We start from the raw sequence: 26,973 nt of genomic DNA, 5'->3' as shown, positions 1-26,973 counted from the left end.
CCCGATCAGATCCGAGTGACTTTCAAAGAACTTATTATGCCGTTGCTTGCTCTTAAGACACATCTGATCGACACTATACTTCCAGCTTGGCTCAAATTGGCCTTCGATGACGACGCCTGCCAGTTTGTGGAAGCGTTGGCCCTTGATGGATCTCGGACGGGCAGCACGGTAGTGCGAACTCGGACCTCTGCGCGCCAGATTTATGTGTTCGCCCATGCCTATTGCCAAAATGCTGCGCCCAGAGAGGCATTGGATAAAGCGCAAATTGCATTCGATAGCTTAAGAAGTACCTGTTGGATGCCTGGCGAACGGTCCGGATTTGTCCGCTCATTCGATCGAAAAGCCTCTCGCGTGGTGGATCCGGAGATAGATCTTTATGATCAGTCCTGTGTTCTTCTCGCTCTTGCGTGGCTCTTCAAGGCGACCGGAAACAACCTCTATAAATCGGTTGCGGATGAGACACTGTCTGCAATCGACAAAACGCTTGCAGCAGATTTTGGTGGTTGGGCAGAGACCGCGAGCGGTAATCTACCGCGCCGACAGAATCCTCATATGCACTTTTTCGAAGCTTGTCTTGCGCTGTGGGAGACGGATGGATCCTACCGCTATATCGCTCGCGCCCACGACATTTTCGCACTATTTCAGACGCAGTTTTACGATCGGAAATTTGGTCTGCTCCGCGAGTTTTTTGGCCCTGCGTGGGAAATCTCAAAGGAATATGGCTCAGATCGAATTGAGCCCGGCCACATGGCAGAGTGGGTTTGGTTAATTCGGCGATATGAAAAGCTGGCGAAAGAAGATCATACGCAACTTTGCTCGAATCTCCTCGCTGCATCTCAGCGTTGTCTCAGTGAAGCGACCATTCCGTTTATTCTCGATGAGTTTTTTGATGACGGACGCATTTCCAAAAATACGAGGCGCCTGTGGCCACAAACTGAATTGCTCAAAGCTTATATCACCGAGTATGCAGCGCAAAACGATCCAGTCAATTTAAAGAATGCGCGCGAACTCGCGACACAAATTATGACGGAATATCTAAGTCATGCGCCATACGGCATGTGGAGAGACTGTTTCGACAGTTCTGGAAATCTGGTCGCGAACTCGATACCAGCCAGCTCGCTCTATCATCTCTGGACAGTGGTCGCCGACCTCGACCTTGAAGGTATGGAAATTGAGCGAACGGATAACGGCTCTATCGTCAAAAAGACATTGGCCATGCCGAGGGCCGCGAGCATGTAATATGAACACAGACCGATCGAGATCACCTAATCTCTATCGGCTGCTGTCGCGCACAATCAGTTCGGGCGAGATCCTGACATTGACACCCTGCTTGCCATCGAGGATATCGAGGATCAATCGTGCGGTCTTTTCACCGATTTCGCGTGCGAAGGCATTGATCGTGGTCAATGTGGGCACGCAGACTTCGCCGATCTCGTAATTGCCGAAGCCGCCGATCGCAAAACGCTCCGGCACGGGAACGCCCAAGCGACGACATTCGGTCAGCGCGCCATAAGCCGCAAGGTCCGATACACAGACGACGGCTTCGGTATCCGGATAGATCTCGATCAGCTTTGCCATCGCGTTCGCCCCTTCCCGCATCGAAATGGGCGGCAGTCCGGCGGCGATCAGGCGCGATGCATCGAGCCCGTGCACTTGCATTGCGGCGGCAAAGCCAATCCGCCGCTCGCTGCCGCGCGTGTCGCGCCCGACATCGCCACCGATGAAGGCGATGCGACGATAGCCGGCGCGGACGAAGTGATCCACCATGTCGCGAACTGCGTTGGCATTGGAAAATCCGACGTAATGGTCGATCGGCTCGGCGGGAATATCCCAAGTCTCGATCACCGGGATATTGACCGTCTCCAACAGACGTCGGCCGCGTTCCGTATGCCTGCCGCCGGTCACGACAATGGCCTGCGGCTTGCGGCGCAAGAGCTGCTCGATGAGCCGCTCCTCCTCCTGCATGTTGTAGTTGGTGTACCCCAACAGGATCTGCATGTCGCGCGCGGCGAGCGTATCCGAAAGCCCGCCGACGGTGTCGGCGAAATTGGCGTTGTTGATCGAAGGAATCGTCACCGCGACGAAACCGGACTTCTGCGAACGCAGGTTGGAGGCCGTGCTATCGAAAACATAACCGAGATCCTCGGCAGCCCGGAGGATGGCCTCTCGTCTCTCCTTGCTGATCAGGCTATCGGCCTTGAATGCGCGCGATACCGTCATCGGGGAGACCCCGGTGACGCGGGCTACGTCTGCCATGGTCGGCGGTTTGCGAGTGTTACTCATTGATGGCCTATGTTATCGTTACCATGAGAGTAATATGCCTTTACTTTAAATAGCAAGAGGCACCCTTCGCCATCCTGAAATGAAAATGCGGAGCCTTCCGGCTCCGCACCAGCATTGGCAGGGCAGAATGAGTTTAAAGCACGAATTCGTGGGCGACCGTGACGTGGTGATGAATGCGTCCTTCAAAGAACCGGGACAGCACTGCCTCTGTCGCCGCGCGGGCTTCGGCGCGAACCGGGCTTGCAAGTGCTGCTTCGACTGCAGCCATGTCGGGATAGTTGACGGCCAGAATCATCGGATATTCCGGTGCGCCTTCGTCTCGGGCTTCTGCAAAGGACACGCGCACATCCAGAGCACCGGGAAATTGCTTCCATTTCGGCAGAATGGTCTCAATGACGGCGTCGCGAAATGCGTCGGCCTCGCCATCCTTAACCTTGCCTTCGAATAGTGCGTATCGAGTAATCATTCGGCGATCTCCTTGTTCGGCCCTTTGAAAAATTCCATCAACGCCGCCTGGTCCTCGCCGCCGAGACCGGCTGCCGTCAGCATGCGGTGTATTTCCGCGCAGACGGCCGTCAGCGGCATGGCTGTGTTGGTGCGTCGGGCGAGATCTTGCGCACCGTTAAGATCCTTGACCATGTTGTCGATGCGGCCCGTCCGGCGGTAGTCCTTGGCGACGTAACGCGGCATGTATTCCTGGAGGATGGCGCTGTCGGCTCGTCCGCCTTTCAGTGCCTGCGGGATCTTGGCGGCATCGACGCCGGCGTCGAGCGCCAGTTGGGTCGCTTCCGCGACAGCGAGAAAGTTTAGCGCGCAGAGCACCTGGTTGATCAGTTTCGTCGTCTGGCCGGCACCGGGCGGGCCCATATGGGTGTAGTTCGAGGCGACGTGTCGAAGCACCTCATGCGCATCCTTGACGTCCTCATCGCGGCCGCCGGCCATCAGCGTCAATTGGCCGATCAGGGCCTTCGGCGCACCGCCCGAAAGCGGGCTATCCACCCAGCGCAGGCCTTTCTCCTGAGCGTCCGCCGCTAGCTCCTTGGTTGCATCGGGATCTATAGAGGACATGTCGATAATCAGCGTTCCGGGCTTGGCGCCCTCCGCGACGCCGCCAGGGCCGAAGACCGCAGCACGCACGATCCGCGGCGAGTTCAGGCTGAGAATGACATAGTCCGATACGGAAGCGGCCAAGGCGGCGCTTGCCGCAGCACTGGCTCCCTTGGCCGTCAGCGCGCCCACTTTTTCGCTGTCGAGATCGAAGACCGTCAGGTGATTTCCGGTCTCCACAAGGCGCGCGCCGATGGCTCCGCCCATCGCGCCCGCGCCGATCAGCGCAACTTTGCTGCTCATAGGTCTTCCTCCTCCAGCGCGGCGATAACAGCCGCTATGACCGCATCAAACGGTTGATCGATATCGACGGTGATTGCGTGCTCCCCCGGCCCAGGCGGCTCAAGTGCAGCAAACTGGCTCTCGAGCAAAGCCGCCGGCATGAAATGTCCCTGCCGCGCCTGCAGGCGAGCAGCAATCACTTCCTTTTTCCCAGCAAGATGGATGAAACGCACGGGCCCATCGACGGCTGCGCGAATCCTGTCGCGATAGATCTGCTTCAGCGCCGAACACCCGATCAGCGCCGTTCCCTCGGCTTGGGTAAGACGCTCCCCGACGCTGTTCAGCCACGGCCACCGGTCCGCGTCGGTGAGCGGCACACCCGCACTCATCTTGGCGACGTTCGCCGCGGGATGAAGGTCGTCGCCATCGATATATATGCCCGACAACTGATAGGCGAGCGCTGCGCCGACAGATGATTTGCCGCAGCCGGAAACGCCCATGATAACGAACCGTTGCGGCCGCATCATTTTAGAGTGACGCTGTGATGCCGCCGTCAACATAAAGCACATGTCCGTTGACAAAAGAGGATGCATCGGAGGCAAGGAAAATGCAGGCGCCGACCAGTTCCTCGACATTACCCCAGCGCCCGGCCGGCGTGCGCTTTTCAAGCCAAGCCGAGAAATCGGCATCGGCGACCAGCGCCGCATTCAATGGCGTGTCGAAGTAGCCCGGCGCGATGGCGTTACATTGCAGTCCGTATTTCGCCCAATCCGTCGCCATGCCCTTGGTGAGATTGCCGACTGCGCCCTTGGTGGCGGTATAGGGTGCGATGGAGGGCCGCGCCAGCGCGGTCTGGACGCTGGCAATATTGATGATCTTGCCGGCGCCACGTTTGATCATGTGGCGTGCAACAGCCTGACCGACATTGAAAACGCTCGATATATTGGTTCGAAGAAGCCGTTCGAATGCGTCCGCGGGAAAATCTTCCAGGGGCGTGCGGTACTGCATGCCCGCATTGTTCACCAATATGTCGATGGCGCCGGTTTTGCTTTCGAAATCATCGATGGCATGACGAGCAGCCTCATGATCCGTTGCGTCGAAGGGCAAGATCCGGGCTTTGCCGTCAAACAGAGCCGCGGCTTTCGTGAGCTTTTCTACGTCGCGGCCGTTGAGCACCAGTTCGGCGCCCGCAGCCGCCAATCCCTGGGCAAGAGCCAAACCGATGCCTTGCGACGAACCCGTCACAAGCGCGCGCCGTCCTTTTAGATCGAAGAGGCCAAGAGACACCATTTTCTCCTTTTTTCATCTCGACAAATGCCGGTGGCCTTGTTTATGTTATCGATAACATCCAGTGTCAAGCCAGTATCAAGGGAGGAATCGAAAAGATGGAAAAGCCGGCAATCCTGCAGGTAGGTCCCTATCCGCAATGGGACCAGGAACCCCTCGACGCGGCGTTTCGCGCCCACCGTTATTTCGAGGCCGCAGACAAACTCGCGTTTCTGGCGGAAGTCGGGCCATCCATAAGAGCAATTGCCACGCGCGGCGAGCTCGGCGCAAACAAGGCCATGATCGAGGCCTGTCCAAACCTTGAACTGATCTCTGTCTACGGTGTGGGCTTCGACGCAGTCGATCTTAACGCCTGCCGGGAACGAGGCATTCGCGTGACGAACACGCCCGACGTGTTGACCAACGATGTTGCCGATCTAGGTGTCGCTATGATGCTCTGCCAATCGCGTGGCATGCTCGGCGCCGAGACATGGGTGCGGGACGGAAGCTGGGTCAGCAAGGGTCTTTATCCGTTGAAGCGGCGTGTCTGGGGACGGCGAGCCGGCGTTCTCGGCCTTGGCCGGATCGGCTTCGAGGTCGCCAAACGGCTGAAAGGCTTCGACATGAAGATCGCCTATTCCGATGTCGAGGCGAAACCTTACGCAAACGACATGGAATTCGTGAGCGATCCGGTCAAACTTGCGGAGCAATCCGATTTTCTATTCGTAACGCTGGCCGCCTCGGCCGCGACCCGCCATATCGTCGGGCGCGATGTCATCGAGGCGCTTGGTCCGGAAGGCATGCTGATCAACATATCGCGCGCTTCCAATATCGATGAGGAAGCGTTGCTCGACGCGCTCGAAGCAGGCAAGCTCGGATCGGCGGCACTCGACGTCTTCGAAGGCGAGCCGAAGCTCAATCCGCGTTTTCTGGCGCTGGACAATGTGCTTCTGCAGCCACACCACGCCTCGGGCACGATCGAGACGCGCAAGACCATGGGCCAGCTTGTCCGCGACAATCTTGCCGCCCATTTTGCCGGCCAGCCGCTGCTCACCCCGGTTCTTTGAGGAGAAAGACATGAAGGCCATCGTCGCTCACGCCGCCAAGGATGTGCGGATCGAGGAGTATCCGGACGAGGAGCCGGGTGCAGGTGAAGTCAAGCTGCGGCTCGCCACCGGCGGGATTTGCGGCAGCGATCTACATTACTACAACCATGGCGGCTTCGGCACCGTGCGCCTGAAGCAGCCGATGATCCTGGGCCACGAGGTTAGTGCAACGATCACGGCCCTCGGCGCTGGCGTTCAGGGTCTCGAAGTCGGCCAGCTCGTTGCCGTCTCGCCGTCGCGCCCCTGCCGGACCTGCCGCTATTGCCAGCAAGGCCTGCATAATCAATGCCTGAATATGCGCTTTTATGGCAGCGCCATGCCTTTTCCGCATATTCAAGGCGCGTTCCGCGAAACGCTGGTCGCCGATGCCATTCAATGTGTCCCCGCCGACGGCCTGACGACCGGTGAAGCTGCGATGGCCGAACCGCTGGCCGTCACCTTGCACGCGACGAAGCGCGCCGGCGAAATGCTCGGCAAACGCGTTCTCGTCACCGGCTGCGGACCGATCGGCGTCCTGTCCATCCTGGCCGCCCGCCGTGCCGGTGCTGCGGAAATCGTCGCGACCGATCTATCGGATTTCACGCTCTCGGTTGCGAAACAGGCCGGCGCGGACAGGGTGATCAACACCAAGGAAGAACCGGAAGCGCTTGCCGCCTATTCGGCCGACAAGGGCACCTTCGACATCCTTTATGAATGCTCGGGAGCTGCCGCTGCGCTTGCCGGTGGGATTGCGGCGCTCAGACCTCGCGGGATCATCGTGCAGTTGGGCCTTGGAGGCGACATGACGTTGCCGATGCAAACTATCACGGCCAAGGAACTGGATCTGCGCGGCTCGTTCCGCTTCCATGAGGAATTTGCCGTGGGCGTCGAGCTGATGCGCAAGCGTTTGATCGACGTCAGGCCCCTGATTACTCATTCCGTGCCGCTTGCCGACGCGATCGGTGCTTTCGAGATTGCCTCTGACCGCAGCCGGGCTATGAAGGCGCAAATCGTCTTCTCCTGAGGCCGGCTTAAGGAGCGACGCCGTACTGAGGCATGATGAAAGGTAAAATAAGAGATGTCGTTCTTCGAGATCATGGATCCCGCTTTCGGTAAGTTCGTCCTTGGCAACGCACCCGTCAAACCGATTGCCAATGGCTTCGATTGGGTTGAGGGCCCCGTCTGGTTCGGCGACCTCAATTGCCTTCTCTTTTCCGACATCCCCAACAATCGCATCATGCGCTGGATACCGGGCGTCGGTACCAGCGTCTTTCGCGAACCGTCGAACTTCGCCAATGGCCATACCCGTGACCGGCAAGGCCGTCTCGTAAGTTGCGAACACGGCAGCCGGAGCGTGACCCGCACGGAATTTGACGGTTCGATCACGGTGATTGCCGACCGCTATGAGAGCAAGCGGTTGAATTCGCCGAACGACGTCATCGTGGCATCCGATGGCGCCATCTGGTTCACCGACCCGCACTACGGCATCGCCACGGATTACGAAGGATACAAAAGCGAGCAGGAACTGCCCTGCAACGTCTATCGCGTCGATCCTTCAGGTTCGATTGCAGCCGTGCTCACCGATTTCAATTGTCCGAACGGGCTGGCATTCAGCCCGGACGAAAAGAAGCTTTATGTTGCTGACACCGGCCGCATGCACAGCGACGATCCGCGCCATATCCGCGTCTTTGACGTCGGGGAAAACTGGCGTTTGACCGGTGGCAATGTCTTTCATGCAATCTCGCCCGGTTGCGCCGACGGGATGCGGATCGACAGTGACGGCAATCTCTGGTCCTCGGCCGGCGACGGCGTCCATTGCATTGCCCCAGATGGACATCTGATGGGTAAACTATTGGTTCCCGAGACCGTATCCAATCTTTGCTTCGGCGGACGCGGCAAACACAAGCTTTTCATCACGGCCACCACGAGCGTTTACGCGATTTCACTCAACAGGCGCGGAGCGCTTTGATTGAAATGGTCGGCTTGTACTAAAATCTTAATGCTAGTACAGCTTGGACCGCAGCATCCAGACAATCACTCAGCGAGGACCCCGCTACTCGCCGGAACCCGTAGGTCGCCGCTCGAATGCGAGCGCGTGATATAGAGAACGAGCGAAATCGTAAGCCCTGCTACGCCAATCCCGGAAATGAGATCGACAATATAATGAGCGCCTTCGGTGACAGCAGAGCAGATCATCAAGACATTCAGTAGCACGAAGGGCCATCGAACCCATTTGATTTCCCATGCCGCCCAAGCGCATAGGACCGCAACCGCAGCATGGACAGATGGAAATGAAATGATGCCGCTTGCACTCTCGAGGCGGAGAATGAAATTCGGATCGTCTCGCACAGCCACAAGTTGTTTCGCAAACTCTATGCCCAGTGAGCCGTTGATATTCTTAAATTGGTGAATATCGACTGAGAATGCCCTGTAAGTACCGAGAGCTGGATACCAGATTGAGATAATGCTGGCGAAGATACAAATGAGCCCATAGGCTCCTATCATCTGATAGGCACGTGCATCTCGCCCCAACATGCTCAATACTGTCGGTACTAATAGAAGCTGAAATCCGAATGTTTGATAGGCGAACGTAAGCGTCTGAGCGAGCATGGCGTGCGCGTCGATAGCCGTTATCAACTCGTGGCAATCAATCCCAAGAGACCGGTCCATTCGTATGAGATACCGATCCTGCAGCGGCTGGCTTGCAGTCGCAGCAACGTATGTCAACATCACGAGAGGCCCCGTCAAAGCCAAGCCAAATCCCGTGGTTTCGGCCGCGGATCGAAGCGACGGCATTTCCCGCCAATGGCAAAGAAGGCTGAAGAATATCAAAAGGGCTACGGAGAAACCTCCCAGCTCCATGAAGCCCGCTGGATCGACCTTGACGCCGACTATACGCACCAAGATCAATGCCGACGCGCAACAAACCACGGCAAGGCCAATTAAAAAAGATCGCGCTTTAGATGTTTCACTCATGCAACGTTCTCGCTGAAGCTGCTAAGCTCATAGCTGCTTCGCGTTAAGAATTCGTGCATAGGATGAGAATTCGATAGGCGGCTAAACTAACGCGCTTAGGCAATAAATGATAAAAGAAGATAAGGCCGTGCAGTAGGGGACTTCCCAGGCCCTCTGTCAGCAAGCTGAGCGGTCACGATTTTTTTCCGCAGACAAACGGCGGTGGCGCGTGTGTCCAAGATAATCTGCCTATTATTTCAGTTGATTTGCCACCCGGCAGTTCTTGCCCATACGGCGCGCGCCTCCCGCATGAGAAGCAAGGATTCCTCCCACCGGTCGGTGCTATCTTCCCCGTCTCTTCCCGTGATCGCATAGGGCTTCGGCCCCAATTCGCAGGTGAAAGCGAGGACATCGTCGCTGCCGGAGCGCTTGCGCCAGCTTCTGAAGCCGTATTCCCACCAGCCGAGGAAGAGATCGACCCAGGGCCGGTGATGCGGGAAGGAAATTTCGATCTGGACCTGCTCGCGCGAAGCCACGCGGCCATGAAAAGCCCAGGAACTGTCGAGTATCCGGTGGATGAGCGCATGATTTTCGTCGGATATTGGCCAAGCGAATTCGCGACCGACGAGGAAATGCGAGACATCGCCCAGCAGCCGCAAATCGGGAAGGCGATCCAGCAGATCGAGCGTGAAGAACAGATCGGTCGTCATACGGTCGCGGTGCGTCTCGATGAGGACATCGATGCCCGCCTCCTCGCCCAGCCGTTGCCAGCCCTCGAGCAAAGGAAGGCAATCCTCCAGGCGTCGCAATCGCACATCGGGCTGCAGGCAGATGTGATGCACATTGCATTCGGCTGCAATCTCAAGCACCGGTTTCAGATCGTCGATGGTCTTGGGAAAGCATTGTCCTTCCGCCTGCAAATCATGGTGCTTGAGTAGGCCCGCAACCCGACGCACGACATCGCGATCGGTCCAATGGGTGCTGATGCCGTCGAAGCCGGCCGCCGCGATCTTTTCCAAGTTCTCTTCGAGGGTGAGCTCCGGATATTTCGCGCTGCGTCGCTCCATGGCCCAGAGCGACTGAAATATGAGCATGTTCTGCATATTGCCTCCCCATCATTGGGCTGCACGGATCACGAATCCCACCTCTTTGCCAGATGGCCCGGTGATGGGTTTTGATCATGGCAGCATTTCATTGCAAAGCGGATGTGTTTGCACGCGGCGAGCCGACGGCCTGAGGTTTTTTCATCAAAATACTCTCGGACGCTAACCAGGGCTATCGCTAACTCTTTTCGGGCGACCGATTGGGTCGTTGTTTCCTGGGAGGAGAACATGCTGAAATTTCTTGGCGCAACTGCGCTGGTGCTCGTGCTGTCGTCGCAAGCCTATGCCGCCGACCGGATCGGCGTTTCGATGGGCTACCTGACGACCAATTTCCAAACCCTGATTGCCAACGGCATGCAGGATTATGCCAAAACCAAAGGCATCGATCTGCAGGTGGAAGATGCCGCCAATGACGTCAACAAGCAGTTGGACCAGGTCCGAAACTTCGCAGCCGGCGGCGTATCGGCCATTATCGTCGATCCGGTGGATTCGGACGGCACGCCGGCGATGAGCAAAATCGCCGAAGAGGCGGGCATTCCGCTGATCTATGTCAATATCCAACCCACCGATCTCTCGAGCCTCGGTAAGAAGCAGGCCTTCGTGGGATCGAACGAAACCGAATCCGGAACGCTGCAGACTAAGGAGGTCTGTCGCATGCTGGGCGGAAAGGGCGACATCGTCATCATGGTCGGAGACCTCACCAGCCAGGCGGCACGGCAGAGGACTGCTGACGTTCATGACGTCCTGAAGTCCGGTGAGTGCAGCGGCATCAAGGTCCTTCGCGAGCAGGTCGGCAACTGGAGTCGCGTCGACGGCGCCGACCTTGTTTCGAACTGGTTGACCAGCGGCCTGAAATTCGATGCCGTGATCGCCAACAATGACGAGATGGCGCTTGGCGCAATCGCCGCGCTCAAGAGTGGCGGCGCCTCGACCGACAAGACGCTCGTTGCAGGCATCGATGCCACGCCCGACGCGCTTCAGGCAATGAAAGCGGGCGATCTCAAGGTCACCGTGTTCCAGGATGCCAAGGCACAGGGTCGAGGCGCCGTCGACACCGCGCTAAAGGCGATCAAGGGCGACCAGATCGACAAGGAAGTCTGGATTCCCTTCAAGCTGGTGACGAACGAGAACATGAGCCAGTTCGAGCACCTCAACTGAGCCGAATCCCGCAATCTCCTGTCACCAGCAATACAGGCCATCGTGGTTTGACACATTGGGAGGCCGGCGGCCTCCCTTCCCACCCTGCCAAATGGTGCGGCGAACGCCTCACCGTTGGCCATGAGTAATTTTCATCAAAACTGTGCTGTCGTTTCGCGCCGACGTCGGTGAGACTGATCGCATAAATTCCGTTATCTGGGACACAACACATGGACGACACGCTCTACGGCACGCGCGACAAACGAGGAGACTGGAAGCCCAACAAACTCCTCAAATATCCCCCGGTCTTCATCTGGCCGGCGCAACCGGTCGCCTTCCTGAAATGGTTTTTTGGATATCCTGGCTACCTCATGCCTTGGAATGTTGTCTACGCAGTCGTCGCAACATTGCTGTGGTTCTATGCAACACCCTCGATGGAGACGATGAAGACCCTTGAACCGGGCTGGATCGGCTATCTTCTGGCGCGCAATGCCATCCTCGTCTTCCTGTTCTTCGGTGCGTTTCATCTGCGGCTTTACATGCAGAAGAAGCAGGGCACGAGTTTCAAATATAACGGCAAGTGGCCTTCAAAGGGCAATTCCGCATTTCTCTTCGGCAATCAGACCATCGACAATGTGATCTGGACATTCGCCAGCGGGGTACCGCTTTGGACGGCCTTCGAAGTGCTGACCCTATGGGCTTTCGCGAACGGCGTCATTCCCTATGTCGATTTTGCCGAACATCCGGTCTACTGCGCTGTGGTGATGCTTTTGGTCCCGGCCTTCCGCGACCTGCACTTCTATCTGGTCCATCGCCTCATTCACTGGCCGCCGCTCTATCATACCGTTCACAAGCTGCATCATAACAACGTCAATCCCGGCCCTTGGTCCGGTCTGGCGATGCACCCCGTCGAGCATCTGTTGTATTTCTCGGGCGTGCTCATTCACTGGATCGTACCCTCCAGTCCGATCCATGCCCTCTTCCATCTGACCCATGCGGCCCTTGCGCCTGCCCCTGGTCATGCAGGCTTCGACAAGATCGTGATCGCAGATGATACCGGCATCGATACCCATGCCTACGACCATTACCTGCATCACAAGTTTTTCGAGTGCAATTACGCCGACGGCGTCATCCCGCTCGACAAATGGTTCGGCACTTTCCACGACGGCTCGAAAGAGGCCGAAGACCGCATGAACAAACGGTTTATGGAGCGGGCAAAGAAATATGCCGAAAAGCGGGCGCGCAGTTCTGGAGCCGCTGGCTGATCCAAGGCCCAAGCGCGTCTGGAATCGTCCCGGTCGTGCAACTATCTCCCCCCGCCTCAGCGGCCTGTTGAAAGCGGGAAATGCCGGAGCCTGCGAGCCCTCCTTCGCAGGCTCCACTTTGTCCTTCAGGTTGGCGGCGAAAAATGTCCGATATTTTCCGCTGTATAGGTCAGGAATGGGACCGGATCCCGGCTGACGGGCACGTCGATGACACCCATTCTCGAAAGGACGGTGTCCAGTGCACGCCTCGCCTGAGTTTCCGGAGCTTGATCCAGTACAAGCGTCATCAGCCCTGAAACGATAAAGCGGCGCGTTTCGTCGTTGAGTTCATGCGCGATCCAAAGGAATTCCCTCTTCTCCTGCTGCCGGTAGCGCTGAAGAACCGATCCAACCCCGAGATTGGCACCACCTGCCGTATAGATGCCGACAACATCTGTACCGCGGCGTAGCGTCTGGGTGAGCGTTTCTGCGGATTTCACATCGTCATCGAAGCCGAATACGACCTCCGAAAACCGATGCGCTGGGTTGCCGTGGGCAGCGAGATAATCGGAAAAGCCGCGAATGCGTTCCTTATGAATTTGATAGGCCCAGCTATGACAGATGGCAACGATGCTTCCGGCGGTAGGTCGAAGCATTCGTGACATATAAAAGCCTGCGGTTCGTCCGGCGGCATAATTGTCGATACCCACGAACACATCGTCCCTGCCCTCCGTATAGGACACGATCTGGACGACTTCGATACCGGCTTTTCGAGCCTGGTCCAGGCTCTCCCTGATTTTCGGATGGTCGAGGGCAACAACAATCAGGGCGTGGCGGCGAATAGCGCTGTTGGATATGTGTGCGGCAAATTTCTCGGGATCATTCTCCTCGACGAAGGTTCTGTGCACGGTGATGGAACTGTCGAGCGAGGCCGCAATCCGTTCAAACGCGCGATTGAGCCTGCTGAAGAACGGCGACTCCGGTCTGACCAGGATCACCTCGATGCGGATCGTTCCGCGATAGAGATTTGGGATCACTCCCTTGTACCCCAACCGCTTTGCCGCCAGCACGACTTTTTCCGCAGTGTGCGGCTTGACGCCTCCTCGCTCATTGAGAACGCGCTCGACAGTTGCGATGCCGACGCCTGCGGCGGCCGCGATGTCGATCAAACGGGCTTTCTTCATTCCGTTCCTCCCTTTGATGAAAAATGATCATAATCGCAGTGGAATGTGAAGCGCTATTTCGCGCATGGTGGATGGTGTTCAGGGAGGAAAAGCTGAGCGCGATCAAGGCTCAACGCCCGTTGGGCGCGGAATCCGGCGCGATGCACCTCCAGTAAGGCGACACCTTTGCGCACGGCGGCAAACCGTGGGCGGGCAATAGCGAGGAGGCAAGAAATGACGACATGGATCGAGGCGTGTGCCGCCAACGATATCGATCAGGAGGACGTCGTCCGGTTTGATCACGCCGGACGAACTTTCGCGATCTACCGAAGCCCGGATGACGAATATTTCGCGACCGATGGGCTTTGCACCCATGAGAAGATCCACCTGGCCGACGGACTTGTCATGGACGACATCATCGAATGTCCAAAGCACAACGGACGCTTCAGCTACAAGACGGGCGAGGCTCGCGGTGCGCCGGTATGCGTCAATCTGAGAACCTATCCGGTCAAGCTGGATGGCGATCGCATCATGATCGGAATCGGAGCATGAGCGACGACGCGGGCATCGTCATCGTCGGCGCAGGCGAATGCGGCGCACGCGCGGCTTTGAGCCTGAGGGAAAACGGCTACGCCCATCCCATTACCCTCATCGGCGATGAGATTTACCTCCCCTACGAGCGGCCACCTCTTTCCAAGCAGGTGCTGCTTGCCGCCACAACGCCGCAGGCACCCGCCGTTCTCAGCGAGATCGTGCTGAGCGAACGGGCGATCCAGCATATCGGCGGCGCGTCGGTGAGCACCATCGACGCCGCTGGCAAACAGGTAACCTTGTCGGACGGCCGAACGTTGCCCTATCACAAATTGCTGCTGACGACGGGGGCTATACCCAGGCGCCTGCCGAACATTCCGGCGACCCGGCGGATACTCTATCTCAGGACGATCGACGATGCGCTTGCGCTTCGCCCCTGGATCAGCGGTGATATGCATGTGGCCGTGCTCGGTGGCGGGTTCATCGGCCTGGAGGTCGCCGCATCGGCACGCAGCCGTGGCGCAAGGGTCACGGTGATCGAAAGCCAGGAGCGGATACTCAAACGCGGTGTGCCCGAACCCATTGCCGCCGCGATCACCGCCCTGCACCAGCGCAATGACGTCGCGGTGAAATGCGGCGTGGCGGTGGGCGACATCGATGCCAACGAACAATGTGTCAGCATCTCGCTCTCGGACGGAACCGAGGTTGTAGCGGACGTGCTCGTGGTTGGCATAGGCGCACAACCACGCACGGAACTCGCCAAGCAAGCTGGTATCGCCCTCGACAACGGCATTGCCGTCAATGAACGCCTCGAAACTTCGGTGGCTGATATCTACGCCGCCGGCGACTGCTGCTCTTTCCCGCATTCGCTATACGGCGGACGCCGGCTCCGCCTGGAAGCGTGGCGCAACGCGCAGGATCAAGGTATCCTTGCAGCGGCGAATTTGGCGGGCGCTGCCCGCAGCTACGACGCCGTTCCCTATTTCTGGTCCGATCAGTTCGATTATACCCTGCAGATCGCCGGCCTCGTCGACGAAGGACGCATGGTGGTTCGAAGAGACTTGAGCGACGGTGTGTTTATTCTCTTTCATCTCGATGACACTCGGAGGCTGGTAGCAGCAAGCGGCATCGGTCCCGGCAACAGGATTGCCAAGGACATCAAGTTGAGCGAGATGCTGATCGCAAAGCGGATCACGCCGCCAATCGAGGCGCTGGCCGCTGACACGAACCTCAAATCTCTGCTGCCAAGAGCTGCGTAACAGGCTGCTGTTGTTCGGGTTGATCGAGACCTCGTAGAGGTCTTGTGAGCTCCAGCGGCGGCGGCCTCATTTTCTCGACGAGCCCTCCAGTGCCATGTTCGAGACCGGCATCATGAAACCTTTCTATTTTTAAGCCGTTCTCGTGCTTATGATCGACGCTAAATCCAACCCGAAATCGGTCGACGGCACCGAACGGGACGGTGCCGGGAAGTCGCGCCAAGAGAAGGCATCGACTGTCGAGGTCGCGTCGCCGCCAAATGTCATCGAACCCGATCCAAAGCTGACGCCTGAGGAGGCCGAGCTGGCGCGCAGGAGGTATTTGCTCAGGCGCTTCTGGATCAGCGCGCGCGGTTATTGGGGCCGCAGCGGCGACTGGTTCGCCTGGCCGTGCTCGATCGGGCTATTGATCCTCATCGGCACCAATGTCGGTTTCCAGTATGGGATCAATATCTGGAATCGTGCAATTTTCGACGCCATAGAACAACGCAATGCCCACACCGTCTATTTTCTGAGCGCCATATTCCTGCCCCTCGTGCTCGGAAGTGTCACCCTTGTCACGATCCAAGTCTACATCCGCATGATGATCCAGCGGCGTTGGCGTTCTTGGCTCACCGCCAGGGTTATCGCGCGCTGGCTCGCAAACGGTCGTTACTATCAGTTGAACCTCATCGGCGGCGACCACAAGAACCCCGAAGCGCGCATCTCGGAGGATCTACGGATTGCCACGGAATCACCGGTCGATTTCATCGCCGGCGTCGTTTCCGCATTTCTGTCGGCCTCGACTTTCATCTTGGTGCTCTGGACGATCGGCGGAGCCCTCACTCTGACGGCCGCAGGTTGGACAGTCGTCGTTCCCGGCTTCCTTGTCATCACTGCCGTCCTTTATGCCGCGATCACGTCCAGCTCGATGGCGGTCATCGGCCGTCATTTCGTCCACGTCTCCGAGGTTAAAAATCAGGCGGAAGCCGAATTTCGCTACACGCTGACGCATGTGCGGGAAAACGGCGAGAGTATCGCATTGCTCGGGGGTGAAGAGGAGGAGCGTAACGATCTCGACAAGACATTCGCCAATGTGCTCAGGCAATGGGCGCTCCTTGCACACCAGCACATGCGCACAACGCTTGTGTCGCAGGGATCGAGCCTGTTTGCGCCAGTTGTGCCGATTTTGCTTTGCGCTCCCAAATTTCTCGAAGGCAGCATGACGCTTGGACAGGTCATGCAGGCCGCCTCTGCTTTCGCCATCGTTCAGAGTGCATTCGGATGGCTGGTCGACAATTACCCTCGTCTTGCCGATTGGAACGCCTGCGCACGGCGCATTGCTTCGCTGATGATGTCGCTCGACGGACTGGAGCGCGCGGAAACGAGCAACGCCCTGGGACGCATCAAGCACGGTGAGACCGAGGGCGATGCGATGGTCAGCCTAAACGATCTCTCCGTGTCGCTTGACGACGGCACCGCTGTGGTCAAGGAAACCCAGGTCGTGATCCAACCGGGCGAGCGGGTGCTCGTAGCCGGAGAGTCCGGCACCGGAAAGAGCACGCTGGTCCGGGCCATCGCAGGTCTTTGGCCCTGGGGTGACGGCAGCGTCAATTTCCACGCCGACAGGCGACTGTTCATGTTGCCGCAACGGCCTTACATCCCTTCCGGGACGCTTCGCCGATCGGTCGCCTATCCCAGTGCCGCCGATAGCTGGACGCTGGATGAGATCAAGGCGGCCCTCGATAAGGTGGGACTCGATTATCTGAACGGCAAGATCGAAGAAGACGCCCCATGGGACCAGACATTGTCGGGTGGCGAAAAGCAGCGGCTCGCCTTTGCGCGTCTCCTGCTCCACAATCCCGATATCATCGTGCTCGACGAAGCAACGTCGGCACTTGATGAGAAAAGTCAGGACAAGATGATGGAGATGGTGATCCGGGAATTGCCGAAGGTCACCATCATAAGCGTCGCACATCGCGCTGAGCTGGAAGTCTTCCATAGCCGCAAGATCACACTGGAGCGGCGCGAGGGCGGCGCAAAGCTTGTCAGCGATATTGATCTTGTTCAAGGCGATAGAAAACGGAACTTGCTTTTGCGCCTTGTGGACAATCGGCGCTCCCTGCCGAAGCGCAACACGACACCGAATAAAACGTCGCTGCCTGCGAATAAAAATTGAAGTCCGCCTGGTCTTGGGCAAGCCCGCGTTGGTGGAAGTCGTGTCGGATGCATCACTGCGCGATTCAAGAAAGCTAAGGTTAACAGGTGGAATTGATAATAGTTGATAAATGCACTATTTTGGGGGCAAAGGGAACGACGGAGAACTTCGCATGATAAGTGCTGACCTTGGGAAGCAGCTTGAAAGCTATGTTCAAAACCTCGTTGATACGGGCCGTTACGGATCCAAGAGCGAGGTTCTGCGTGAGGGCGTGCGGCTTATTCAGGATCGCGAGACGCGCCTTGCCGCGCTTGATGCTTCGATTACGAGGGGGCTAGCCGACGCCGACGCTGGTCGCACAACACCCGCCCAGGAAGTGTTTGACCGATTAGAAGCCAAGTATCGAGCACTGGCTGAAAAGGCTGAAAAATCGGTATGATGGTCGAGTTCTCGACCGAGGCGGAAAGCGATCTGTTCCAGATCGCGGACTTCATTGCTCAAGACAATCCGCGCCCCGCGCTGTCCTTCGTTCAAGAGTTGCGCAGCAAGTGCTTTGCTCTGGCGGATTCGCCTCTCAGCTTTCCCTTGGTGCCTCGGCATGAACGACATCGAATCCGGCGTCGCGTGTACGGAAACTATCTAATTTTCTATCGCGTGGATGGGGAGCGGGTGGTTATCGTCCATGTGCTGCACGGTGCGATGGACTATGCGGCCATACTGTTTGAGAGCTGAACCGGTGACGGAAGTTTCCAATCGCCAAATTTTCGGGTAGTGCGAACCAGCGCGATGAGCGCGAGATGAGCTCAGGACTAGAGATACGCGCTGACGCGCGCGCTACTTTTAGCCACCTACTTGTGTTTGCCACCACCGTGTCCTCTGCCTGAAGCAGGGCTGGACCGAGTGCCTGAGATGGTTGCATCCGCCGGTGCGGAGTTGTCCTCTATCAATGCGTTGCCTTGATATGCCTGCACATTCGCATTTTTTAGGCCGACATTACCTTCGCCGGTGGCGCAGCTATAGGAGGTGGAAACGCCGTTCCGAATGAGAGTGTCGCTACCGGGACCATTGTGAACAAAGACCATGTCGTGCCCGACGAGACGCGCCGTCTTCTTGGAGATTTTCTCCTTTTTCATCTGGAAGAAGGTGCCGTCGACTTCAATGATTTGCTTCTCCCACATCACACGAAGATGCGGGTGTCCATTGCACTCCTGAAAAGCGTAGGCAGTGTCGTACGCGAAACCAGTAAGAAGAAGCAAAGTCGCTACCCGACGCACTTTCGATCCCTCCGCGCTTTGTACTTGGAAGACAAAAAATGTTCTTGATGTTTATTACATTATAAAGCCGACGCGCGGTAAAGTACCCTACGGTGATTAGTCCGAAGGGACGGAATACGGACTGCGTTAAGCGATAAGGAGTTGTATTTCACTCGCTCTGTTTGCGCGAGAGAGGCTTCAGAAAATTCCGGCATTATGGAGCAAATGTCTGAAGGACATTCACCCCTCAAGGGTGCACGCCTTCGCTTTCATCTTTCGCAATCACCTTGACCTTCACCCCGAACACCCGGCGCTTGATGCCTTCCCGCATCGTCTGAACCAGAACGTAAAGAACGGGGATCATCAAAAGTCCGACGACCGTGCCGATGAGGAGCCCGCCGAATACGGTCATGCCGATCGCTCGGCGACTCCCTGCCCCGGCACCGGTCGCGATGACGAGCGGTATGACGCCAAGGATAGACGCCATCGCGGTCATCAGGACGGGGCGGAACCGCTGCGCCGTGCGGGCGCTGCCGTGAAGAATACTTCCCATAATGCATCCTCTTCCTGACGATTCAGGATCAATGATGCACCATCACACTCAGGGACTACACACCTAGAACGTCGGCGGCGTGCAGGCGCTGATGACCTCGCAGGGGACCGGCCCGACGCATCGGAACCGATGTGGGCGCCGGCTTTCGAAGTAATAGGCATCGCCTGGTCCCAGGATTCGCCGCTCGTCATCGACCGTAACCTCGAGCCTTCCCGATAGCACGATCCCACCTTCCTCTCCATCGTGGACAAGAGGGACCTTTCCGGTATCGGCGCCGGGCTGGTAATGCTCCTTGAGGATCTGCAGACTGCGCCCGAACAGGTTCTCTCCAACCTGCCTGTACGAGATGGCCCCTTTACCGATCTCGACCAGCTCTTCCGCGGCATAAAACGCCTTCTTTGGCCGCTCGGGCTCGAACGCGAAAAATTCCGCAAGGCCAATCGGGATACCGTCCAGGATCCGCTTCAAGGCGCCCACCGACGGGTTCGAGGCGTTCGATTCGATAAGAGAGATCGTCGAATTCGGCACGCCGGTACGCTTGGCAAGCTCGCGCTGCGAAAGATTGTGCGCAATACGCAGATGACGGAGACGGTTGCCGATATCGACGGACATGATGTGGTGCGTTCGTGTTGTTCAGAATAAATAAAACACTATCTACCGCTCTTATAAATTTCAATAGGTTATCGGCATAAAGAAAAGGACTTGTTTGAAGAACAGAAATCGCCGATCTGATTGTCATCATCCCCAAGGAGGAGGCAATCATGGACCAGGTCAGCAAGCCGAACACCCCCGTTCTCGATAATTTCTGGATGCCGTTTACAGCGAACCGGCAGTTCAAGGCAGCACCGCGCCTGTTGGCCTCCGCGGATGGCATGTACTACACTGATGTCGATGGGAATCGAGTCCTCGACGGCACCGCCGGCCTCTGGTGCGTGAACGCCGGCCACGGCCGCAAGAAGATCTCACAAGCCGTCGAGCAACAGCTCGCCACCTTGGACTACGCGCCGGCCTTCCAGATGGGCCACCCCATCGCATTCGACTTCGCAGCGAAGCTTGCTGCGAACGCACCTGGCGGCAGTGAAGCCAAACTCGACCGCGTGTTCTTCACCGGTTCCGGCTCCGAATCGGTCGACACAGCTCTGAAAATCGCCATCGCCTACCAGCGCGCCATCGGCCAGGGCACCCGTACGCGGATCATCGGACGCGAAAAGGGCTACCATGGCGTCGGCTTCGGCGGCATCTCGGTCGGCGGCCTCGTTAACAATCGGCGCGTCTTCCCGCAGATTCCGGCTGATCATATGCGTCACACGCTCGATATCGAGCGCAATGCTTTTTCGAAAGGGCTTCCGCAGCATGGCATCGAGCTTGCCGATGATCTGGAACGGCTCGTCGCGCTTCATGGCGCCGAAACCATAGCAGCCGTGATCGTCGAACCGATGTCCGGATCGGCAGGTGTGGTCCTGCCTCCCGAAGGATATCTGGCAAAGCTGCGCGCGACGGCGGACAAATATGGAATTTTGCTGATCTTCGATGAGGTCATCACCGGCTTCGGACGCCTGGGAACGCCCTTTGCCGCCGATTATTTTGGGGTCGTGCCCGATCTCGTCACCACCGCCAAGGGCATCACCAACGGCACGATCCCGATGGGTGCCGTCTTCGCCAGCCGCAAAGTCTATGATGGGCTGATGGTCGGACCGGAAAACGCTATCGAACTTTTCCACGGCTACACCTATTCCGGCCATCCCGTCGCCTGCGCCGCCGGCCTCGCCACGCTGGAGATCTACCAGGAAGAAGGACTGCTGACGCGGGCGGCCGATCTGGCCGAATACTGGCAGGAAGCCCTCCACTCGCTCAAGGGTCTTCCGCATATCGTCGACATCCGAAATCTTGGATTGGTCGGCGCCGTCGAGCTTGCTCCTCGCAAAGATGCTCCCGGAGCGCGCGCCTACGAGGTGTTCGTGGACTGCTTCAACAGGGGTCTGCTGATCCGCGTCACCGGGGATATCATAGCGCTTTCGCCACCGCTGATTATCAGCAAAGCGGAGATCGACACTATTGTCTCCACGCTGTCTGACGCGCTGAGGCGCGCAAGCTGAAGGCTTTAGGAAAAAGGAACTGTGAGGGGGCGCGCACCTCGCCCCCTTACGCGACCTTCGCGGCCCTCAAGATCTTCCAGCGATCCTTTGATGCCGCAGCCGCGCCCTCTACGCCTCCATTGCAAACGGCGCAAGTTGCATCCTTCGTCGAAATCCTGCACAAAGTTCGAGGACGCAGGCGGGAGTCGCGTCCGATTTCAGGAAGAATTTTTTGCTCAATATCTTTGGCAAAAGACCGGGCTATGGCTCTAGCGTCGCGGCTACTCCGCAAAGGCAATAATAAGCATGCATATAGATCGGCTTGAGGCGGAAAGCATAACAATCATTCGCGAAGCGGTTGCGGAAGCAGATAGACCAGTCCTTCTCTATTCCATCGGCAAAGATAGCTCGGTTTTGCTTCATCTTGTCAGGAAGGCATTCTTTCCGGCTAAGCCACCATTGCCGCTATTGCATGTGGATACGAGATGGAAATTCCAGGAAATGTACCGGTTTCGAGATCACATTGCGCACCAAACCGGAATGGATTTGCTGGTTCACATCAATCCGGAGGCAATCGAAAAAGACATAAACCCCTTCGATCATGGCGCCGCGCTTCACACCAGCATCACCAAAACGGAGGGATTGAAGCAGGCACTCGATCACCATGGCTTTGATATGATTTTCGGAGGCGCCCGACGCGATGAGGAGAAGTCTCGGGCTAAGGAGCGAGTATTTTCCTTTCGCACGCGCAATCATCATTGGGATCCCAAAAATCAGCGGCCGGAACTCTGGAACCTCTACAATACCCGCAAAGCGCCCGGTGAAAGCATACGCGTCTTTCCGCTCTCCAATTGGACGGAGTTGGACGTGTGGCAATATATCTTCCAGGAGAGCATTCCCATTGTGCCGTTGTATTTCGCCAAGGAGCGCCCTGTCGTTATACGTGACGGTATGATTCTTGCCGTTGACGACGATCGCATGAGGCTGTTGCCTGGCGAGGAGATCACCAGCAGCAAAGTCCGTTTTCGGACATTGGGCTGCTATCCACTAACGGCAGCTATCGAATCCGATGCTGATACCGTTGAAGGAATAATCGCGGAACTCCTCCAAGCGAACGTGTCCGAGCGACAGGGCCGGCTGATCGACACCGGTTCATCGGCGAGCATGGAAAAAAAGAAGCTGGAAGGTTATTTCTGATGCGCGGCCTGGGGCAGAACAGTAACCAAGATATCATACCCTCTGAAGAGGTATTTGCCCGTTTTCAGCATCAGGAACGGTCTCGGGATCTTTTGCGCCTTATTACATGCGGCAGCGTAGACGACGGCAAGAGTACCCTCATCGGTCGCCTTCTTTGGGAATCGCAGCATTTGCTGGACGACCAATTGGCGGCATTGGAAGTCGAATCGAAACGCTACGGTACTCAGGGCGGTGAGATCGACTTCGCTCTGCTGGTCGATGGCCTATCCGCCGAACGCGAACAAGGCATCACCATAGACGTAGCCTACCGCTATTTTTCCACGCCGAAGCGAAAGTTCATCCTCGCCGATTGCCCTGGTCATGAGCAATACACGCGTAACATGGCGACAGCAGCCTCTACCGCCGACGTCGCGGTCCTGCTTGTCGACGCGCGCAAAGGTGTTCTGACACAGACGCGCCGGCATGCGTATCTCGCCTCCCTGCTGGGCGTTCGGCACGTGGTCGCCGCCATAAACAAGATGGATGCGGTCGGATATGACGAGCAAATATTCGATCAGATATGCGACGAAATCTCGACGTTCACTGCCACATTTGGATTTGAGAGCATTACGCAGATCCCGATCAGCGCTCTTCACGGCGACAACATCGTCAGGCGCACCTCACATACCCCATGGTATCTCGGACCAACCCTGATAGACCTGTTGGAGACCGTCGAGATAACCCGCACGCCCACTGACCGACTTGTTATTCCGGTACAGTGGATAAATAGGCCAAATACGGATTTCCGAGGCATCTCGGCGACAATCGTCGAGGGAACGTTGAAAGTCGGGGACGAGGTCCGTGTGACGGGTTCAGGTCAAGTTGCGCGTGTAGCGGAGATCGTGACGATGGACGGAACCGCCCAGCAAGCGGCGGAAGGAACGGCGGTCACATTCAGACTAGATCGAGACATTGACGTTTCCCGCGGCGATATTCTTTCATACGCGCAAAGACCCCTGGAGATGTCTGATCACATCGAGGCGACCGTGATCTGGATGGATGCAGACGCGGGTCTGATCGGCCGCAACTACGATATCAAGCTGTCAACTCAATGGGCGTCGGCCTCGATCACCAGCATTAAATATCACATCGATGTCGACACACTAGCCCATGCAGCCGGTCGAACCCTGGCACTCAATGACATTGCCGTCTGCAACGTATCCATAAGCCGCCCGCTTGTTTTCGATAACTATTCGACATCGAAAACACTGGGCGCCTTCATTCTCGTAGACCGGTTTACGAACGCTACCGTGGCCGCCGGCATGATTCGCCACAACCTCCGACGTGCCCAGAACGTGCATCGCCAGATGCTATCGATCGCTCGCCAGGATCGCGAACGGTTGAATGGGCATCGGGGCAAAGTGATTTGGTTTACGGGGTTGTCTGGTTCGGGCAAATCAACACTGGCCAATGCCCTCGAAATGGAACTGCACAATCAAGGCAAGCGCACATATATCCTGGATGGCGACAATGTCAGGCAGGGTCTCAACAAGGACTTGGGCTTTACCGACGCGGATCGCGTGGAGAATATCAGACGAATCGCCGAAGTTGCCAAGCTGATGATGGACGCAGGCCTGATCGTTCTGACCGCTTTTATTTCACCTTTCCGCCGAGAAAGAGAGATGGCGCGCGAATTGATCGGCGCCGAGAATTTCCTGGAAGTTTTTGTCGATACGCCACTCAGCATCTGCGAAGAGCGCGACCCGAAAGGTCTCTACCGAAAGGCTCGCGATGGGAAATTGCCGAATATGACGGGTGTTAATAGTCCATATGAGGCGCCGACATCGCCGGATTTTACGATAGAAGGTGAAGGGATGCCGTTGGCGGAGAGTGTCAAGCGTTTGGTCAATTGCGTAATCTCCGATTAGATGATGACAACTATTATCGCCGCCACATAGTTCCGGTTAGGTGGCGCATCACACAATCGCAAGAATGCCGCATTGCTCGACGCATGCGGTTGGCCACTGCAGACGTTAGCTGGCATTGCAAACCGATGGCCAACACAAGCTATCTGGCTCTCATGCCCTTGAAACTTCAAGCACTAAAATGGAATGCCAGAACACGTAGCTGTTGCAATTCTATATCGGTTTGATAACACACTTTCTCATGAATATTCTGGCAAAGAACGTTCTCATCCATGGCACGCCCATCTTCAAGCTACCGCCATCCGATATTGGAAGCACTAACCATTAAGAAAAACGTCATGAGTGCTGTCGTTCTTCGCGACATGCGTACCCGTTTTTTCAATCACGGTTTGGGCTTTCTTGTCGTCTCCATATGGCCTTTGGGGCATATGGCGGGCCTTTTGGTAATATATCACCTCACCGGACGCAAAGCGCCCGTCGGCCAGAGTATCAACATCTTCTTCGCGACCGGCCTCATTCCGACTTTAGCCTTCATGTATGTATCGCGATTTATGTCACTTTCGCTTATCGCGAACCGCGCTTTGTTCGCATTTCCCGTAGTAAAAGTAATTGACGTAATGATGGCCCGCGCATTTCTAGAAATCATCGCGGCGGTGATCACGATGACCATCATGATAGTCATTCTTTATATTGTTGGCGACGATCCGGCTCCATACGATCCGGAACAGGCTGTTCTCGCTTACTTGGCAACGCTGCTGTTTGCTATCGGCATTGGCAGCCTCGTTGGTGTCCTTGTTATGTTTTTCGAGTTCTTTGTCACTATCTACGCTCTACTGATGATTGCAGTCTACATATCCTCGGGAACCCTGTTCCTTGGTTCTGCGTTGCCGGACACACTCTCAGTACCACTGTCGTGGAACCCGATTTTTCAATGTACGGAATGGATGCGATCCGCTTATTTTGAAGGCTATGATACTAGGCTACTAGGCAGGGAATATCTCGTTGCAGTCGGGCTTTGCAGTCTGTGTTTAGGACTTTTCCTTGAAAGGGTGTTCCGTCGAAAGATGTTTGAGGGATAGCATCACTAGTCACAAAGGCGTAATGCGAATGTAGGCGACGACTATGGCGCTGAGCTAATACTACAGTTGCGTTTGATTTGAAATCATGATTCATTTCCCGCATTTGACGGGAGGGAATCGAATGTCGGTAGCGGGTTGGTCCGGGTCCATGCTGGCGTGGCAGCGTGAGCTCGATGCCTTGAAGGTGCGGTTGGGTCCGGTGTTTGGTCGCCGCGAATTGCGCGTATCGTGTGGTGCCTTTCTGGATGGGTTATTGTCGGGAGCAGAGCGCAAGACCGGCTGGTTGATGGCTGAACAGGCAGGACTGGATCGCCCTTATCGGATGCAGTCGCTGCTGGGGTGCAGCCATTGGGATGCTGACGCATTGCGCGATGCGGTGCGCGCTTATGCAATGGAGTCTCTAGGTGACGCGGACGGCGTTCTTGTGGTCGATGAGACCGGCTTCCTGAAGAAAGGCGTTCATTCGGTGGGTGTCGCGCGACAATATTCCGGCACGGCCGGCCGGATTGAGAACTGTCAGGTCGGTGTTTTCCTTGCCTATGCAAGCCGCTACGGTCAGACCCTGATCGATCGGCAGCTTTATCTGCCGAAGGGGTGGGCTGAAGATGAAGCGCGCCGTACTTCGGCTCACGTCCCCCAGTCCCAGACCTTCGCGACCAAACCGACCATCGCTGCCAAGCTCATAGCCGATGCGCTGGATGCCGGCGTGCCTTGTGCCTGGGTATTGGCCGATGCGCTCTATGGTTCGGATTCGAAGCTACGCCGGATGCTGGAAAGCCGTGGCCAGCCTTATGTTCTAGCAGTTCGCTCCAACCATTGCCTGCGCTTCGTGCGCGAGCAATGCTTCGAGCAAACTGATCCGGAGACGATGGCCGCGGAATTAGAGGCGGAGGCCTGGTCAAGTCATCCAGCAGGCGAAGGCGCCAAAGGCCTTCGGCTTTATGATTGGGCCCGTATTCCTCTCAGCTCTCGTCCTGATGCACAATGGGAGCGCTGGCTTCTGATCCGCCGCAGCCGACGCGAACCCGATGCGCGCGCCTATTATTTTGTCTTTGCGCCTGCCGGTACGGAACTGAGCGAGTTGGCTGGCGCTGCCGGGCTGCGTTGGACGGTAGAAGAATGCTTCCAGCGTGCGAAGGACGACCTCGGCCTGGATCATTGCGAGGCGCGATCCTGGCATGCCTGGAACCGGCACATGACGCTCGTCATGGCGGCCGCTGCATTCCTCGCCAAGCTCGGCGCCGACCTACGCCGTACCGCTGCTGGCAAACCGAACGAAACGAGTCCAAACCCGCCAATCGCCGCCTGACCAACACCCTGGCGCTCCTGCCTAGCGTCGCAGAGATCCGCTATATGATCAAACGGCTCTTACTGCCGCCCCCAATCAGAGTTCGCCTGATCTTGGCATGGTCGCTCTGGCGAC

26 protein-coding genes and 1 pseudogene are annotated in these 26,973 nt (G+C 57.0%); 16 read left to right on the top strand and 11 right to left on the bottom strand.

The features are described from left to right. Positions 1 to 15 precede the first annotated feature (15 nt). Positions 16 to 1,239, top strand: coding sequence for an AGE family epimerase/isomerase (locus tag QA646_RS20940; RefSeq protein ID WP_283060167.1), 1,224 nt, complete (start codon positions 16 to 18; stop codon positions 1,237 to 1,239). Between the two features lie 33 nt (positions 1,240 to 1,272). Here QA646_RS20940 and QA646_RS20935 read toward each other — a convergent pair whose 3' ends face one another. The 5 genes from QA646_RS20935 to QA646_RS20915 all read right to left on the bottom strand — a co-directional run bounded on the left by QA646_RS20935 (position 1,273) and on the right by QA646_RS20915 (position 4,899). After that, positions 1,273 to 2,283 carry a LacI family DNA-binding transcriptional regulator gene (locus tag QA646_RS20935; protein WP_283060166.1) on the bottom strand — a complete coding sequence of 337 codons (1,011 nt, stop codon included), beginning with the start codon at positions 2,281 to 2,283 and terminating at the stop codon, positions 1,273 to 1,275. 133 nt (positions 2,284 to 2,416) lie between these two features. Next, positions 2,417 to 2,749 carry a hypothetical protein gene (locus QA646_RS20930; RefSeq protein ID WP_283060165.1) on the bottom strand — a complete coding sequence of 111 codons (333 nt, stop codon included), beginning with the start codon at positions 2,747 to 2,749 and terminating at the stop codon, positions 2,417 to 2,419. Next, positions 2,746 to 3,633, bottom strand: a complete 888-nt coding sequence (locus QA646_RS20925; RefSeq protein WP_283060164.1) for an NAD(P)-dependent oxidoreductase — start codon at positions 3,631 to 3,633, stop codon at positions 2,746 to 2,748. The genes QA646_RS20930 and QA646_RS20925 overlap by 4 nt, the downstream gene beginning before the upstream one ends. Then, entirely contained in the window at positions 3,630 to 4,172 is a 543-nt protein-coding gene (locus QA646_RS20920; RefSeq protein WP_283060163.1) for a gluconokinase, read from the bottom strand. The genes QA646_RS20925 and QA646_RS20920 overlap by 4 nt, the downstream gene beginning before the upstream one ends. After that, positions 4,141 to 4,899, bottom strand: coding sequence for an SDR family oxidoreductase (locus QA646_RS20915; RefSeq protein WP_283060161.1), 759 nt, complete (start codon positions 4,897 to 4,899; stop codon positions 4,141 to 4,143). Before QA646_RS20915 ends, QA646_RS20920 begins: the two co-directional genes overlap by 32 nt. Before the next feature lie 98 nt (positions 4,900 to 4,997). Here QA646_RS20915 and QA646_RS20910 point away from each other — a divergent pair, with 98 nt between their 5' ends. Genes QA646_RS20910 through QA646_RS20900 form a run of 3 tightly spaced genes read left to right on the top strand, consistent with a single transcriptional unit; the run spans position 4,998 to position 7,932 of the window. Further along, a complete protein-coding gene (locus QA646_RS20910; protein ID WP_283060160.1) occupies positions 4,998 to 5,945 on the top strand; it encodes a 2-hydroxyacid dehydrogenase in 948 nt (315 codons plus the stop codon). Positions 5,946 to 5,955: 10 nt separating this feature from the next. Beyond that, on the top strand, positions 5,956 to 6,987 hold the full coding sequence (locus tag QA646_RS20905) for an L-idonate 5-dehydrogenase (protein ID WP_283060159.1): 1,032 nt from the start codon (positions 5,956 to 5,958) through the stop codon (positions 6,985 to 6,987). Between the two features lie 54 nt (positions 6,988 to 7,041). Further along, positions 7,042 to 7,932 carry an SMP-30/gluconolactonase/LRE family protein gene (locus QA646_RS20900; RefSeq protein WP_283060158.1) on the top strand — a complete coding sequence of 297 codons (891 nt, stop codon included), beginning with the start codon at positions 7,042 to 7,044 and terminating at the stop codon, positions 7,930 to 7,932. Between the two features lie 65 nt (positions 7,933 to 7,997). On the opposite strand, the gene QA646_RS20895 is transcribed toward QA646_RS20900, so the two are convergent. Further along, positions 7,998 to 8,939, bottom strand: a complete 942-nt coding sequence (locus QA646_RS20895) for a phosphatase PAP2 family protein (RefSeq protein ID WP_283060157.1) — start codon at positions 8,937 to 8,939, stop codon at positions 7,998 to 8,000. Between the two features lie 236 nt (positions 8,940 to 9,175). After that, positions 9,176 to 10,021 (bottom strand): sugar phosphate isomerase/epimerase, encoded by an 846-nt coding sequence (locus QA646_RS20890; protein WP_283060156.1) that lies wholly within the window; start codon positions 10,019 to 10,021, stop codon positions 9,176 to 9,178. A gap of 228 nt (positions 10,022 to 10,249) precedes the next feature. Here QA646_RS20890 and QA646_RS20885 point away from each other — a divergent pair, with 228 nt between their 5' ends. Further along, positions 10,250 to 11,179, top strand: coding sequence for a sugar ABC transporter substrate-binding protein (locus tag QA646_RS20885; protein ID WP_283060155.1), 930 nt, complete (start codon positions 10,250 to 10,252; stop codon positions 11,177 to 11,179). 209 nt (positions 11,180 to 11,388) lie between these two features. Beyond that, on the top strand, positions 11,389 to 12,423 hold the full coding sequence (locus tag QA646_RS20880; protein WP_283060154.1) for a sterol desaturase family protein: 1,035 nt from the start codon (positions 11,389 to 11,391) through the stop codon (positions 12,421 to 12,423). A 125-nt stretch (positions 12,424 to 12,548) separates the two neighbouring features. Here the strand turns inward: QA646_RS20880 and QA646_RS20875 are convergent, their stop codons facing one another. Then, positions 12,549 to 13,586 carry a LacI family DNA-binding transcriptional regulator gene (locus QA646_RS20875; protein ID WP_283060153.1) on the bottom strand — a complete coding sequence of 346 codons (1,038 nt, stop codon included), beginning with the start codon at positions 13,584 to 13,586 and terminating at the stop codon, positions 12,549 to 12,551. A gap of 213 nt (positions 13,587 to 13,799) precedes the next feature. Between QA646_RS20875 and QA646_RS20870 the strand changes: the two genes are divergently transcribed. The 5 genes from QA646_RS20870 (at position 13,800) to QA646_RS20850 (ending at position 18,221) form a co-directional block, all read left to right on the top strand. After that, complete coding sequence (locus QA646_RS20870; protein WP_283060152.1) at positions 13,800 to 14,117, top strand: MocE family 2Fe-2S type ferredoxin; 318 nt, start codon at positions 13,800 to 13,802, stop codon at positions 14,115 to 14,117. After that, positions 14,114 to 15,355, top strand: a complete 1,242-nt coding sequence (locus tag QA646_RS20865; protein ID WP_283060151.1) for an FAD-dependent oxidoreductase — start codon at positions 14,114 to 14,116, stop codon at positions 15,353 to 15,355. The genes QA646_RS20870 and QA646_RS20865 overlap by 4 nt, the downstream gene beginning before the upstream one ends. Positions 15,356 to 15,503: 148 nt before the next feature. Continuing rightward, a complete protein-coding gene (locus tag QA646_RS20860) occupies positions 15,504 to 17,510 on the top strand; it encodes an ABC transporter ATP-binding protein/permease (RefSeq protein WP_283060519.1) in 2,007 nt (668 codons plus the stop codon). 151 nt (positions 17,511 to 17,661) lie between these two features. After that, complete coding sequence (locus QA646_RS20855) at positions 17,662 to 17,928, top strand: type II toxin-antitoxin system ParD family antitoxin (protein ID WP_283060150.1); 267 nt, start codon at positions 17,662 to 17,664, stop codon at positions 17,926 to 17,928. Next, positions 17,925 to 18,221 (top strand): type II toxin-antitoxin system RelE/ParE family toxin, encoded by a 297-nt coding sequence (locus tag QA646_RS20850; RefSeq protein WP_283060149.1) that lies wholly within the window; start codon positions 17,925 to 17,927, stop codon positions 18,219 to 18,221. Before QA646_RS20855 ends, QA646_RS20850 begins: the two co-directional genes overlap by 4 nt. A gap of 116 nt (positions 18,222 to 18,337) precedes the next feature. Here the strand turns inward: QA646_RS20850 and QA646_RS20845 are convergent, their stop codons facing one another. The 3 genes and pseudogenes from QA646_RS20845 to QA646_RS20835 form a co-directional block, all read right to left on the bottom strand. Next, the gene (locus QA646_RS20845) at positions 18,338 to 18,763 is read right to left on the bottom strand and encodes a hypothetical protein (protein WP_283060148.1); all 426 of its coding nucleotides are present in this window, start codon (positions 18,761 to 18,763) and stop codon (positions 18,338 to 18,340) included. Positions 18,764 to 18,989: 226 nt separating this feature from the next. Then, positions 18,990 to 19,274, bottom strand: a pseudogene (locus tag QA646_RS20840) (efflux RND transporter permease subunit); the annotation flags it as partial. An 84-nt stretch (positions 19,275 to 19,358) separates the two neighbouring features. Continuing rightward, positions 19,359 to 19,907 carry a cupin domain-containing protein gene (locus tag QA646_RS20835; RefSeq protein WP_283060147.1) on the bottom strand — a complete coding sequence of 183 codons (549 nt, stop codon included), beginning with the start codon at positions 19,905 to 19,907 and terminating at the stop codon, positions 19,359 to 19,361. A gap of 149 nt (positions 19,908 to 20,056) precedes the next feature. Between QA646_RS20835 and QA646_RS20830 the strand changes: the two genes are divergently transcribed. The 5 genes from QA646_RS20830 to QA646_RS20810 all read left to right on the top strand — a co-directional run bounded on the left by QA646_RS20830 (position 20,057) and on the right by QA646_RS20810 (position 26,859). Next, entirely contained in the window at positions 20,057 to 21,391 is a 1,335-nt protein-coding gene (locus QA646_RS20830; protein WP_283060146.1) for an aspartate aminotransferase family protein, read from the top strand. Between the two features lie 279 nt (positions 21,392 to 21,670). Beyond that, positions 21,671 to 22,567, top strand: coding sequence for a sulfate adenylyltransferase subunit CysD (gene cysD, locus QA646_RS20825; protein ID WP_283060518.1), 897 nt, complete (start codon positions 21,671 to 21,673; stop codon positions 22,565 to 22,567). After that, positions 22,567 to 24,474: a sulfate adenylyltransferase subunit CysN gene (gene cysN / locus QA646_RS20820; protein ID WP_283060145.1), complete on the top strand. Its 1,908-nt coding sequence runs from the start codon at positions 22,567 to 22,569 to the stop codon at positions 24,472 to 24,474. The genes cysD and cysN overlap by 1 nt, the downstream gene beginning before the upstream one ends. 335 nt (positions 24,475 to 24,809) lie before the next feature. Next, on the top strand, positions 24,810 to 25,550 hold the full coding sequence (locus QA646_RS20815) for a capsular biosynthesis protein (RefSeq protein ID WP_283060144.1): 741 nt from the start codon (positions 24,810 to 24,812) through the stop codon (positions 25,548 to 25,550). Positions 25,551 to 25,671: 121 nt separating this feature from the next. Next, on the top strand, positions 25,672 to 26,859 hold the full coding sequence (locus QA646_RS20810; RefSeq protein ID WP_283059954.1) for an IS701 family transposase: 1,188 nt from the start codon (positions 25,672 to 25,674) through the stop codon (positions 26,857 to 26,859). Positions 26,860 to 26,973 lie beyond the last annotated feature (114 nt).

It is taken from the genome of Rhizobium sp. CB3090, assembly GCF_029714285.1.
Classification (GTDB): domain Bacteria; phylum Pseudomonadota; class Alphaproteobacteria; order Rhizobiales; family Rhizobiaceae; genus Rhizobium.
This window is presented reverse-complemented; position numbering and strand designations above follow the sequence as displayed.

What these genes read in the sequence shown, in the direction of transcription:
- QA646_RS20935 (WP_283060166.1), bottom strand. Translation starts at nt 2,283, where the DNA reads ATGAGTAACACTCGCAAACCGCCGACCATGGCAGACGTAGCCCGCGTC.
- QA646_RS20930 (WP_283060165.1), bottom strand. Translation starts at nt 2,749, where the DNA reads ATGATTACTCGATACGCACTATTCGAAGGCAAGGTTAAGGATGGCGAG.
- QA646_RS20925 (WP_283060164.1), bottom strand. Translation starts at nt 3,633, where the DNA reads ATGAGCAGCAAAGTTGCGCTGATCGGCGCGGGCGCGATGGGCGGAGCC.
- QA646_RS20920 (WP_283060163.1), bottom strand. Translation starts at nt 4,172, where the DNA reads ATGTTGACGGCGGCATCACAGCGTCACTCTAAAATGATGCGGCCGCAA.
- QA646_RS20910 (WP_283060160.1), top strand. Translation starts at nt 4,998, where the DNA reads ATGGAAAAGCCGGCAATCCTGCAGGTAGGTCCCTATCCGCAATGGGAC.
- QA646_RS20905 (WP_283060159.1), top strand. Translation starts at nt 5,956, where the DNA reads ATGAAGGCCATCGTCGCTCACGCCGCCAAGGATGTGCGGATCGAGGAG.
- QA646_RS20900 (WP_283060158.1), top strand. Translation starts at nt 7,042, where the DNA reads ATGTCGTTCTTCGAGATCATGGATCCCGCTTTCGGTAAGTTCGTCCTT.
- QA646_RS20895 (WP_283060157.1), bottom strand. Translation starts at nt 8,939, where the DNA reads ATGAGTGAAACATCTAAAGCGCGATCTTTTTTAATTGGCCTTGCCGTG.
- QA646_RS20890 (WP_283060156.1), bottom strand. Translation starts at nt 10,021, where the DNA reads ATGCAGAACATGCTCATATTTCAGTCGCTCTGGGCCATGGAGCGACGC.
- QA646_RS20885 (WP_283060155.1), top strand. Translation starts at nt 10,250, where the DNA reads ATGCTGAAATTTCTTGGCGCAACTGCGCTGGTGCTCGTGCTGTCGTCG.
- QA646_RS20880 (WP_283060154.1), top strand. Translation starts at nt 11,389, where the DNA reads ATGGACGACACGCTCTACGGCACGCGCGACAAACGAGGAGACTGGAAG.
- QA646_RS20875 (WP_283060153.1), bottom strand. Translation starts at nt 13,586, where the DNA reads ATGAAGAAAGCCCGTTTGATCGACATCGCGGCCGCCGCAGGCGTCGGC.
- QA646_RS20870 (WP_283060152.1), top strand. Translation starts at nt 13,800, where the DNA reads ATGACGACATGGATCGAGGCGTGTGCCGCCAACGATATCGATCAGGAG.
- QA646_RS20865 (WP_283060151.1), top strand. Translation starts at nt 14,114, where the DNA reads ATGAGCGACGACGCGGGCATCGTCATCGTCGGCGCAGGCGAATGCGGC.
- QA646_RS20860 (WP_283060519.1), top strand. Translation starts at nt 15,504, where the DNA reads ATGATCGACGCTAAATCCAACCCGAAATCGGTCGACGGCACCGAACGG.
- QA646_RS20855 (WP_283060150.1), top strand. Translation starts at nt 17,662, where the DNA reads ATGATAAGTGCTGACCTTGGGAAGCAGCTTGAAAGCTATGTTCAAAAC.
- QA646_RS20850 (WP_283060149.1), top strand. Translation starts at nt 17,925, where the DNA reads ATGATGGTCGAGTTCTCGACCGAGGCGGAAAGCGATCTGTTCCAGATC.
- QA646_RS20835 (WP_283060147.1), bottom strand. Translation starts at nt 19,907, where the DNA reads ATGTCCGTCGATATCGGCAACCGTCTCCGTCATCTGCGTATTGCGCAC.
- QA646_RS20830 (WP_283060146.1), top strand. Translation starts at nt 20,057, where the DNA reads ATGGACCAGGTCAGCAAGCCGAACACCCCCGTTCTCGATAATTTCTGG.
- cysN (WP_283060145.1), top strand. Translation starts at nt 22,567, where the DNA reads ATGCGCGGCCTGGGGCAGAACAGTAACCAAGATATCATACCCTCTGAA.
- QA646_RS20815 (WP_283060144.1), top strand. Translation starts at nt 24,810, where the DNA reads ATGAGTGCTGTCGTTCTTCGCGACATGCGTACCCGTTTTTTCAATCAC.
- QA646_RS20810 (WP_283059954.1), top strand. Translation starts at nt 25,672, where the DNA reads ATGTCGGTAGCGGGTTGGTCCGGGTCCATGCTGGCGTGGCAGCGTGAG.